8 protein-coding genes and 1 CRISPR repeat array are annotated in these 11298 nt (G+C 55.1%); of the genes, 2 read left to right on the top strand and 6 right to left on the bottom strand.

Annotation, left to right across the window (positions count from 1 at the left end):
- The first annotated feature begins 1 nt into the window (after position 1).
- Positions 2-1373: direct repeats of the CRISPR family, unit length 29 nt; unit sequence GAGTTCCCCACATGCGTGGGGATGAACCG.
- A 96-nt stretch (positions 1374-1469) separates the two neighbouring features.
- Genes M0R30_RS09475 through M0R30_RS09485 form a run of 3 tightly spaced genes read right to left on the bottom strand, consistent with a single transcriptional unit; the run spans position 1470 to position 4071 of the window.
- A complete protein-coding gene (locus tag M0R30_RS09475) occupies positions 1470-2183 on the bottom strand; it encodes a UPF0280 family protein (protein WP_292546233.1) in 714 nt (237 codons plus the stop codon).
- Complete coding sequence (locus M0R30_RS09480) at positions 2180-2566, bottom strand: 4Fe-4S binding protein (protein ID WP_292546235.1); 387 nt, start codon at positions 2564-2566, stop codon at positions 2180-2182. The genes M0R30_RS09475 and M0R30_RS09480 overlap by 4 nt, the downstream gene beginning before the upstream one ends.
- The gene (locus tag M0R30_RS09485) at positions 2563-4071 is read right to left on the bottom strand and encodes a homocysteine biosynthesis protein (RefSeq protein WP_292546237.1); all 1509 of its coding nucleotides are present in this window, start codon (positions 4069-4071) and stop codon (positions 2563-2565) included. Before M0R30_RS09485 ends, M0R30_RS09480 begins: the two co-directional genes overlap by 4 nt.
- Before the next feature lie 90 nt (positions 4072-4161).
- Here M0R30_RS09485 and M0R30_RS09490 point away from each other — a divergent pair, with 90 nt between their 5' ends.
- Together M0R30_RS09490 and M0R30_RS09495 are read left to right on the top strand one after the other, a co-directional pair.
- Positions 4162-4869, top strand: coding sequence for a Nif3-like dinuclear metal center hexameric protein (locus tag M0R30_RS09490; RefSeq protein WP_292546239.1), 708 nt, complete (start codon positions 4162-4164; stop codon positions 4867-4869).
- On the top strand, positions 4866-5189 hold the full coding sequence (locus M0R30_RS09495; protein WP_292546241.1) for an SWIM zinc finger family protein: 324 nt from the start codon (positions 4866-4868) through the stop codon (positions 5187-5189). Before M0R30_RS09490 ends, M0R30_RS09495 begins: the two co-directional genes overlap by 4 nt.
- A gap of 170 nt (positions 5190-5359) precedes the next feature.
- Here M0R30_RS09495 and M0R30_RS09500 read toward each other — a convergent pair whose 3' ends face one another.
- The 3 genes from M0R30_RS09500 to M0R30_RS09510 all read right to left on the bottom strand — a co-directional run bounded on the left by M0R30_RS09500 (position 5360) and on the right by M0R30_RS09510 (position 11298).
- Positions 5360-5899 carry a chemotaxis protein CheW gene (locus M0R30_RS09500; RefSeq protein ID WP_292546243.1) on the bottom strand — a complete coding sequence of 180 codons (540 nt, stop codon included), beginning with the start codon at positions 5897-5899 and terminating at the stop codon, positions 5360-5362.
- Between the two features lie 17 nt (positions 5900-5916).
- A complete protein-coding gene (locus M0R30_RS09505; protein WP_292546245.1) occupies positions 5917-7395 on the bottom strand; it encodes a methyl-accepting chemotaxis protein in 1479 nt (492 codons plus the stop codon).
- 102 nt (positions 7396-7497) lie between these two features.
- Entirely contained in the window at positions 7498-11298 is a 3801-nt protein-coding gene (locus tag M0R30_RS09510) for a Cache 3/Cache 2 fusion domain-containing protein (RefSeq protein ID WP_292546247.1), read from the bottom strand.

Here is an 11298-nt window from a genome sequence, read left to right on the forward strand (position 1 = left end):
CGAGTTCCCCACATGCGTGGGGATGAACCGAGACTTGATGAGATGAGCGCACGACTGAAAATGAGTTCCCCACATGCGTGGGGATGAACCGAAACAGGCGACCGTTGCGAAGCAGACCACGCAGAGTTCCCCACATGCGTGGGGATGAACCGTTCCGGGAGGGAATTACCACGTCCAGTTCGGTGAGTTCCCCACATGCGTGGGGATGAACCGAGCACATCCTCGACGACCTAACGATCGGAGAGGAGTTCCCCACATGCGTGGGGATGAACCGGACAAACGCTGTCGGTGTATCAAGCGGCAAACGAGTTCCCCACATGCGTGGGGATGAACCGGCCTTGGTAAACCATTGGGTTGGTATACCATGGAGTTCCCCACATGCGTGGGGATGAACCGTTTTCACTCCACAGACGGAAAACGAAAACGGAGAGTTCCCCACATGCGTGGGGATGAACCGGCCCCCAGAGATCGGGTCTCACGGCCCTTACAGAGTTCCCCACATGCGTGGGGATGAACCGGCCAGCAGCTGGCTGGGACGGCTGCATCCCCGGAGTTCCCCACATGCGTGGGGATGAACCGGCCGGGGTCGAGTTCGCCATTACGGGTATTCTGAGTTCCCCACATGCGTGGGGATGAACCGGTATATCGGGGACAACTCCACTGGTATCAGGCGAGTTCCCCACATGCGTGGGGATGAACCGATCATTGCGAATATGACAACAGACATGGCGATGAGTTCCCCACATGCGTGGGGATGAACCGGGATATATTCACTTTGTAACCCCTGCTTTATCGAGTTCCCCACATGCGTGGGGATGAACCGCCACCAATTAACGGTGATTGGGTACGAGGAAAGAGTTCCCCACATGCGTGGGGATGAACCGGTCAACGAGAAAGACCTCTCCGCTGCGCAGATGAGTTCCCCACATGCGTGGGGATGAACCGGTTTCGCGAAAAACCCGGCTCCGTGGCACCTGGAGTTCCCCACATGCGTGGGGATGAACCGGAAGACCCTGAACTGTTTGCGTGGGTCAACGAGAGTTCCCCACATGCGTGGGGATGAACCGCGTTATTATTTGCATTCCGTTGTGCTAAATTTGAGTTCCCCACATGCGTGGGGATGAACCGGTAATCCACCGCTTCGTTGCATCGCTCATCTTGAGTTCCCCACATGCGTGGGGATGAACCGGCCATCCGAGACATGGCCCCGATCCAGCTCAAGAGTTCCCCACATGCGTGGGGATGAACCGTTGACCTTGAACGCAGGGTGAACACCGGGACTGAGTTCCCCACATGCGTGGGGATGAACCGTAGGGACCGGCCGGCTCAAGTTCCACACAATGAGAGTTCCCCACACACGTGGGGGCGTGAACTTGAAGACTGCCTTTTCTACCGGTTTCATGTTTTATTTCTGTGTCCGAAAAATTAGTGTTCGCGATAATTTAGTGCCTTGAACTTTTTTTCATCAATCATTGCCGGTCCCCGGCACTGATCAGCTGTTCGTCCACCATCGCACTGACAACCGGCGGCAGATCTCCCCACCGGACCGTCTCGCTGCCCATCAGCGTAAAGATCCCGTCAACTTCATCCGGGTTCACGCGGTCGAACACGCCCCGGTCATCCGGCCGGATCTGGTTGCACACGGACGTTGCCCACGCGTCAGCAAGCGCGACATCGTGCGAGAAAATTGTTACGGCATCCGCGACACCAAACGAGATCGAAGGGCCGACCGTTGCCGATGATGTACAGATGCCAAGCACCCGGTCCTGCGGAGGAACGACAAACGCGATCCGGTTGGAGAGTGCCGCCTCTCCTGCATGGACGCCAACCCTGACCGGCCGGTCCGCGATGAGAGCGATATCGCCGCCGTTGTCAATCACACCAAACAATGCACCGGCTTCCTGCATTGCCTCGACACCGGCCCACGCGATCGTACCGGCGACTGCGGCCATTGGTCCGACGCCAGCCTTTCGCGTTGCGTCCGCCATGCGAACAATTACCTGGTCATTCGAATCCGGAACATACGGACTGAACGTGGCGGCAAAAAACGGATCGCGGGCGATATATGCCTCAAGCACCTGCCGTGCGGCAAGTATCCCGGCCTTTGCGGCGTTTACGTGCACCTGGTCGTCTGCGAGAATTGTCGCAAACGTTTCCCGGAAATGGAACGGTTCCCGGATCATAGCGGCAGGGTCAGCGCCCGGTGCGGGCAGGCATCAATGCACTTCCCGCAGAGGATGCACTTCTCCTCTTCATGCCGGAGTTTCCATGCCGGATCGAACGAGAAGACCTCGCGGGGGCAGACACTGATGCACGCCCCGCAGTCCACGCACTCGCTCTCGTTATAGCTGATACCACGGTCCAGGAGCCGCACCCGGGCACCGAGACTGGTCATGGAGTCCCGGACGAGCTGGCACTGGTCATCGGGGACATCGATCAGCGCTTCACCTTCCGATGAGTCAATGTTTGCCCGTTCTACATTGATCAGGACCCCGGTGTCACGGACCACCTGGGCGATGATCGGTTTCCGGCCCTTGCCCCTCGAGAAGTTCACGAGAAGTTTCATTTCAGCCACCTCCCGCCAAGGAGCTTCCCCAGGTCCATTGCCGTGAGGAGCGCGATGACATGGTGGTCTTTGTCGATAACCGGCAGGGCGCTGATATTGTTCTGCTCCAGTTTCTGGATGGCGATATCAACTGATTCGTCAGGTGCTGCGGTGATCACTTTGGTCTTCATGATGTCCTTCACGAGATGGGCCTTGCCGGGGTTTGCCACTGCCTTTGAGACATCGAACGTGGTGACGATGCCGACCAGCTGGCCTTTTTCATTGACCACAGGCAGGTGGTTGACGTCGCCCTTGAGGAGCTTCTTTGCAGCGGTCTGGATCTCTTCTGACTCGCCGATAGTGATGACGGAACGGTTCATGATGTCCAGGACGCGGGGACCTTTTACGGTCTGGAACATCGGCCGGGCCTGCCGTGCAGGATCGATCGGGCGGGTCGGGAGCGCAAGCTGCATCTTCCCCTGCTCCACCCATTCTTTCAGTTCGCCGGCAACCTTCCGTGCCCCGCGGAAGCTGGAGAGCGAGGACGTCCGCACGTCATCGCCTTCAATCTCCACCGAGCCGCTGCGGAGCTCTGCATACGTTGCCGTCCGCACGGTCGGGCGGGAACGGCTCGGGACACCGTAATCGAGGATATCGACCGATATGTCCTCATCACGGACTGCGGTGGCACGGACCACATCCAGGTCGAGCACTGGCAGCGGCACACCGAGACCGACATACAGGGTCACCCCGTACCCGGTCATGGTCGCTGCCCTCAGGTAGTCCTGCGACATCTGCTTCATGTCACCGGTGACCATCAGCGTGCCAAACCCTCCTGCAGGAGAGTGCTGGGTGCCTTCGCCGATCACCATGCCCGGTGCCCCGCAGAGGAAGATCGGGACGCCGCTGCCGATAAGCCTGAATTTCGGGTCGTTCGATATCGGGTTTAAGAGCCCGGCTCCCGAGAACGAGACATTGCCGGTCCCGGGAAGGAGCGTCCCCATGTACGTGTGGAGGAGACGGTCGGTGGTATTGGTCGCCGCGTTGTAGCGCTGGTACGCATTGCGCGGGTTGCACATGATCGCCTGGTTGAGGTTCTCGAGCAGGAGGTCAGTCGTTATCGTCCTCCGCGGGTAACAGTCCGTGCCGTGGGAGCTGGCCCGGAGTTCCACGGATTTCCCGGCAACCAGGTCCTCGATCACGTGCGCCCCGCCATATTCAGCCTGGAGCGTATCGGACTGCTGCGTGGCCCCGATATACGTGTCTACAGCTGCGAGCCCGCCATATGCCTCGACATTGTTCAGCCAGATCCGCTCCATCCGGATGGGAGGTTCGGCATGGCCGAAGTTGAGGAACGCGCCGGACGAGCACATCGCCCCGAAGGTCCCCGTTGTCACCACGTCAACCTCCTTCAGGGCACCCTGTTCCCCGAGCTCGGCAACGAGTGCGGGCATCTCCTCAGCGGTGACGACCCGGGCACTGCCCTCGCGGATGCGTTCATTGATCTGGCCGATAGTCTTCTGCATATTCAAAAATATGTTTTAATGCATATTTAAACTAATTGCTATTACTTTGAGTAATAAATGCTATTTAATCCCGGAGAGCGATGATCCTGTATGGATGTCAATACCTTCATTGAGGATATGGAACGGCTGGCACCTCCCGAGCTGGCCGAGGACTTCGATGCAGGAAAGATCGGCCTCATTGTTGAAGGCGCCCCGGAATTTTCCACGGTCTGCTGTGCCCTTGACGCGACACCGGCGGTTGTGAAAGAAGCGGTCCGGAAAAACGCCGGCATGCTGGTTGTCCACCACACACCCCTCTGGACCCCCCTGACCTCCGTCACTGGCAGCACCGCGGCGCTGATGCGGGACGTGCTCTCCGCCCGGATGAATATCTGGGTGATGCATACCAACTACGACCATGCCGAAGAGGGTGTGAACGATGCGCTGGCAGAGCTCCTCTCGCTCACGGATACGGTCCCGCTGTCTCTCGGATTGGTTGGTTCCTGCCCGGTCACCCTTGAAGAGATCTCACGCAGGCTCGGGTGTCCCCTGCGGGTCTGGGGAAACCTGACCCGCCCGGGCCGGCTCGCGGTCGTTGCCGGCAGCGGGTTTGACCCGGAGATTCTAACGGAAGCAAAGGAGAAGGGAGCGGATGCATTCCTTTCCGCGGAACTGAAACACTCCATTGCACGTTTTGCTCCCCTCCCCTGCATCGAAGCAACGCACTATGCGCTCGAAGCGCCGGCCATGAAACGGCTCGCGGCCCGGCGCCGGTGGCACTACATCGATGATACCCCGGTGCTCCGCACGGTCCCATGAACGATCTCTGGCAGCACCTCGCGGAGAGGAAGGCGCTCGATTTGGAGATCCGCGGGGAGATCGAGACCGCGTTTGGCACCCGGGGAAAGAAGGCACTCGCGGCAATCGATGACCACAAGGTAATGAAATATCTCGACTTTTTTGTGGTTGAGGGAAGGACTTCGCGGTATATTGTTGAGGATGAATTCTGCACCTGCAGCGACTTCATGTACCGGGGCAGGACCTGCTGGCACCTGCTGGCAGTCCGGATCGCCCGGGCCACCGGAACATACCAGTCTGTTGACAGCTGGTACCAGGACCAGCTGAAAAATTCCCGGTGATAAAATCCGTATTTATGTAAACATACTTAAAAAAATATTTAATACCAGAATTCCCGGCTGGAAAAGGAGACCGGGAAACGCCTGTCAGGCTCGCGATGATCTACCCGAGAAAAAAATACTATGGCCTGACGTGCCAGGATGCACACACGTTTTTGGAGAGATCGCGGCATTCAGACGGATGCTTCAATATCGGTGAGCAGCTGTTTGAGATCGATCCAGATGATCAGTTCGTTCTTCTCTTTCTCTTTCACCTTCACCATACGCTTGATGATGCCGATAATTGCGCTGTCTTCCTTGTTGACTGATGCCGAAGTATAGTCCACCTGGTGACCCTCAAACGTCGATACGGAGGTCACGTCATCGACAAGGATTCCCATCTTTGAGGTGGCGATCTTGTCATCGAGGACAATGATCCTCGACGCTTCGAGCGAGGCGTTACTTTTTTCAGTAATTTTCAGCCGGTGTTTGAGATCAACGATCATCGTGATCTCGCCACGGAGATCGATGATGCCCCGGACATAGGCCGGGACATTGGGTAATTTCGTGATCGTTGTATACTCCACCACTTCCTTGACATCGAACAGGTCGATGGCAAAATGTTCATTTCCCAAAACGAATTCCACGACCTGGATCGATTCGTGTCCCTGTTCTTTTTTTGACATTGCGGATTTTTTTGTCATTGCAACCGGTTCACTTGCTTTCGCACTCATGGGCAACACATCCTGCATCAGTCCACCTTGAATTTACGATTCGCTTCCATCGCGCCTACGGCAACTTCATTGACCGTATGGACCATGCGGGCAATCTCGTCAATGGCCGCGGCGGACTCTTCTGTTGCGGCAGCAGCATCACCGGCTTCTTTTGCTGTATGTTCAATGAGTGTCGCTACTTCAGAGACACTTGCCGTGATCTCTTCGGTTGTTGCAGCCTGTTCCTGGGTTGCTGCGGCAACTTCGGAGGCACTGTTTGCAACGGTCTCGGCTGCTTTCTGGATTGTCCTGAACACTTCAAGGGCCTGCTGTGACTCCCCTACACCTTTCCTGACATGCTCCTGGGCTCCTTCCATACCATCCGCTGCCTTCATGGTCGCAAGGTTGAGCTGGGTGATCATCTCTTCGATCTTTTCGGCACTGGACCGCGATTCCTGTGCAAGGGATTTGACTTCGGAGGCGACAACCGCAAAACCCCGGCCATGTTCACCGGCCCGGGCCGCTTCGATGGCCGCGTTGAGGGCCAGCAGGTTGGTCTGGCTGGCAAGATCGCGGATAAGTACAACGATCTTGCTGATATCGTTCATCTGTTTCCCGATGTCCTTGACAACACCATAGACCTGGTTGGTTCCCACGGATATTTCGGATATGTCCTTGTTGACATTTTCTGCAAGGAGGGCACCGGCCTTGGCCGAACTGTTGGCATTGTTGGCCTGGGTCGATACACTCTCCATGCTTGAGGTGATCTCTTCAACCGCTGCGCTCATATCCTGCATCGCCTTGGCCATCTGTTCGATCCCTTCGCTCGCCTTTTGCGCATTCTCCGAAACAGAACCTGCGTTCTTCGCGATCTGGTTCACGCTCTTGGATGCGTCTTCGACGCTCCGGGTTGCGCTGTCAGAGGTCGTTGTCAGGTTCTGCATCTGGTCGTTTACATTTGTGATGTTCTGCCTGAGACTGACGATAAGGCCGCGGATCCCGTCCCTGAGTTTTACGAGTTGATCGTGTACCTCCTGAGTATCTGTATCGGGTTTTGCGATCTCAAGCCGGACCATCAGGTTACCGGTGGCAGCTTCTTTACAGGTCTCGATGAAATCGTCAACGCCTTTTCCCATGAATTCCTGGATTTTGATGTTCTTTGTGACATTGTTATAGGCAATATAGACGTACTCAAGATTGCCATTCTCATCAAACAGGGGGAGGATCGTCCGTAATACCTCGATCCTGCCGGCAGGGGTATCGAGCGTTGACTGGCCATGAACAACCCGTTTTTTGGATATTGCATCCTGGAATGTCTCTCCGGTATCTCTGACATATTTGATAAGGCCCCGGTCCTTGAAATCGGTGATTTTCAGGGCAAGCACCCTGTCCCGGGAAATGCCGGTAATCGTGCAGAACTGCTCGTTGGTCTTGATATTTTTCAGTTGTTTATCAACAAGCAGCAATGCAAGCGGAGTTTGTTCAAAGATCGCTTCATAGTTTCTGATATCAACCATTTTTTAACACCTGTATATTGTTTTCCTCATCATTCTGGCATGGTTTCTTACGTGGTTCATTGTGATCATTTTCTATATCAACGGCATGTGAGACCTGAAAAATCATGACGGGGTATAATCCCTGTCAGCGGAGGTACGGTCTCTTCGCGGTTTCTTGTCGACAGCTGGAATCTCGATCCTGAACGCCGAGATCTCCTTGTTCACGGAATCAACAATAGTGGTCACATTCTGGATTACCTTGGAGATCTGATCGATGGCAGCTGACGACTCTTCGCTGGCTGCTGCAGCATTGGTTGCTTCGCTTGCCGTATCATCGACAAGACTGCTGACCGTGGTGACACTTGCCGTTACTTCCTGGACCGATGCTGCCTGTTCCTCGGCAGATGCAGCCACATCGCTGATGTTCTTGTTGATGTCGTTGATTGAGTTAACGATCGTGGTGAAGACTTCGAGCGTCTGGGTGAGTGCCGAGCTGCCTTCCCGGACACCTTCATTCGATTTTTCGACCGTATCGACCGCGAGCTGGGTCTGTCTCTGGAGCACATCGATCATCTGCCGGATCTTCTGTGCAGAGTTCTCGGACTCCTCGGCCAGCGATTTGACCTCGGTTGCGACAACGGCAAACCCGCGCCCCGCCTCGCCGGCCCGGGCCGCCTCAATTGCGGCATTCAGGGCAAGGAGGTTGGTCTGGTTTGCGAGGTTTGCAATCAGGATGACGATGTCACCGATCTGGTCCATCTGGGACTTGATGTCAAGGATGATCTGGTTGACATCCGTGGATGACTTGGTGATCCCTGTCATGCCCTTGTCGGCAAGGTTGGCAAGATCGGTTCCTTTCTGTGAAAGTTCCTCGGATTTCCGGGCCAGCTGGGCAACAAGGTCGGCCTTGTTCGCAACTTCCTGGACAGTGGATGAGAGGTCTTCCATGGCCTTCAGGACCTGCTTGATCCCTTCCCCGCTCCGTTCTGCATTGGTGCTGACAACACCCATATTCTGGGCTATCTGGTTTGCTCCTGCAGCTACTTCTTCCACATTTGCACTTGCTGCCTGTGCACCTGCAGTCAGCTCACTGATCTGGTCAGTGACCCGTCCCATCGCACGGGAGACCTGGATACCGACATTGTTGAGGGCTTCCTTGAACCTGATGAATTCGCCCTGGACCTTAAGCTCCTCATTGAAGCGGACGGTGAAATTCTGCTTTGCGTACTCGTCAGAGATGTGCATAGCCTCATTCAGCGGATCGATGACCGCGTCCAGCGTGTTGTTGACACCATCGATGATCTTACGGAAGTCTCCCTGGTGGTTGGACGTATCGGCACGTGTGTTGAGCTGGCCGGCAATCGCGGATTTGCTGAGCATATTGGCATCCTCGATCATCCGGTCGATGGCTTCCATCATGCTGATGAAGGCCGTGGTGAGTTGATCATTCTCGGAACGTTTTCCGGCTCTCTTGAGCTCCCTGAGATCGCTGATATCCCCAACCGCAATGTGGTTGGCGATAGCGGTCACATGCTTGACACGGTCTTCGACCGTGTTGACAGCTGTTCCCACATCGGCAAAGATGCCCTTGTAATTCCCATTGACCGCAACGCTGTAATCGTTGTTGGCCATCCTCTGGAGGACTGCATTGCTCTCGACAAGACCGCCAAGACCGTCAATACAGGTATTGAGGTTGTTCTTGAGCTCGTTGAAGTCCCCGTTATAGGACGCTGTGATCTTAACAGGGATCTCGCCTTTGCTGATCTTGTCCACATATTCAGCGGCCATGTGGAGCGGGCCGATGACCGCGTCAAGAGTATCGTTGACACCTTCGATGATCTTGCGGAAATCTCCCTGGTGCTTCGCTGCATCGGCACGACTGTCAAGCCGCCCTTCCACGGCTGCCTCGCTGAGCATGCGGGCATCTTTCACAAGGAGGTTGATGGCGTCAATGCACTGGTTCAGGTTGTTCTTGAGCTCGTTGAAATCACCCTTGTATTCAGCAGTGATCTTCGACGGGATCTCTCCCTTGCTGATCCGGTCCACGTACTCGGCGGCATTGTTCAGGGGCCCGATGACCGCGTCGAGAGTATTGTTGACACCTTCAATGATCTTACGGAAATCTCCCTGGTGCTTCATCGCATCTGCACGGCTGTCAAGCCGCCCTTCTACGGCCCCGTCGGCAAGCATATGGGCATCTTTCACAAGGAGATTGATGGCGTCAATGCACTGGTTCAGGTTGTTCTTGAGCTCGTTGAAATCGCCTTTATAATTGTCCGTAATCTTCTCTGGGATATCTCCCTTGCTGATCCGGTCCACGTATTTTGCTGCAACCTTCAGGGGCCCGGTGACTGCATCGAGGGTATCGTCAACACCCTGGATTACCTTGCGGAAGTCCCCCTTGTGGCGGGAGGGATCGACCCGGGTCTCAAGTTTGCCTTCAACAGCCGCCTTACTGAGCATGCTCGTATCATGCACCAGAAGGTTGACCGCATCAAAGCACTGGTTCAGGTTATTCTTGATGGTATTGAAATCACCATTGTACTGTGCGGTGATCTTTGGGGGGATATCGCCTTTGCTGATCCGGTCCACTGAGTCAGCAGCCATATTCAGGGGATTGATGACTGCATCCATCGTGTTATTGAGGCCCTTGATCATGATTGCGTAGTCGCCCTGGAATTTCGTGGCGTCCCCGCGGACATCCAGTTTGCCTTCAACCGCGGCAGCACTCAGGGTATTGATCTCGGTGTTCAGGGTCTTGAGGGTGGACACCACCCCGCCGAATGCCTGTGCAACATCATTGATCTCATCCGTGATCTCCGAGTCCTCCGACCGGGTCCCGAGGTCCTTTGCGGTGCCGGCCAGATCCCCGTCCTTGACCCGGCGGCCCAGGTTGACCAGGCTCTCCATGCGCTGGGCAATCGATTTACCAAACCGCATGGCAACAAATGCTCCGATACCGATGCTGATCACAAGGATGAGGATGATGGCATTCCTCAGCATATCTACGGGTCCGGAAAAGTCAGCGGGATCGACACGTGCAATAACAATCCAGTCCGTTGCGGGGAAGTAGGTATAATACGCACGGGCATTCTTGCCATTCCAGGTATAATCGATTTTTGCAGCCTTGTCCGTGACTTTATCCTTGTTGGCGACCATTTCTTTCGAAAAGGGAGTGTCCGGGTTCGTGCCTACCATCGATGCATCGGGATGGATCAGGATATCGCCCTTACCGTTTATGACATAGATATACCCGTTCTCGCCAATCTTTGATTCCTTGATCTCTTTCTTCAGCGGGCCATATACCTCATCTTCCGGAACACCGACAAAGAGAATCCCGATAATCTCACCTGCAGAGTTTTTTATCGGCTCATAGACGACTGCATACTTTTTCCCGACAACATCAGCAGTGCCATAATAGGTCTTGCCATTGACAATGACCTCTTTATACACAGCATCTGAAACGGATGTGCCAATGGCGCGTTTGCCATCTGCCCCGATGACATTTGTTGATACACGGAGGGCCTTGTCACCAACCTTCTGGAAGACGGTCGCCTTCGAACCCATATCCTTCTCAATGGAATCAACCACGACAAAATTATCATTGACCGTCTGGCCGCCATAGGTGATCTTTCCATCACTGATTGACGGCGTCCCATATGCGGCAAACCTGCTCCGCAGAAGGTTAAGGTCTCCATTCAGCCGGTCTTTTGACAAGTCATACGAATTGGAGGTCAGGGCCCGCATACCATTGACCTGCGTGGTCAGCCTCGAATCGAGCTGTTCATTGATAGCACTGCTTGCGGTAATATACGCAACAATACCCAGCACGAGCGTGGGTATGATAACAAGGATCAGGCAGATGATCAGGATCTTGGTCCCGATCTTCTGGCTGTTGAATTTTTTCATGTAATTGTCTAACAT

Origin of the sequence: Methanoregula sp., assembly GCF_023227875.1 — an archaeon.
Taxonomy (GTDB): Archaea; Halobacteriota; Methanomicrobia; order Methanomicrobiales; family Methanospirillaceae; genus Methanoregula.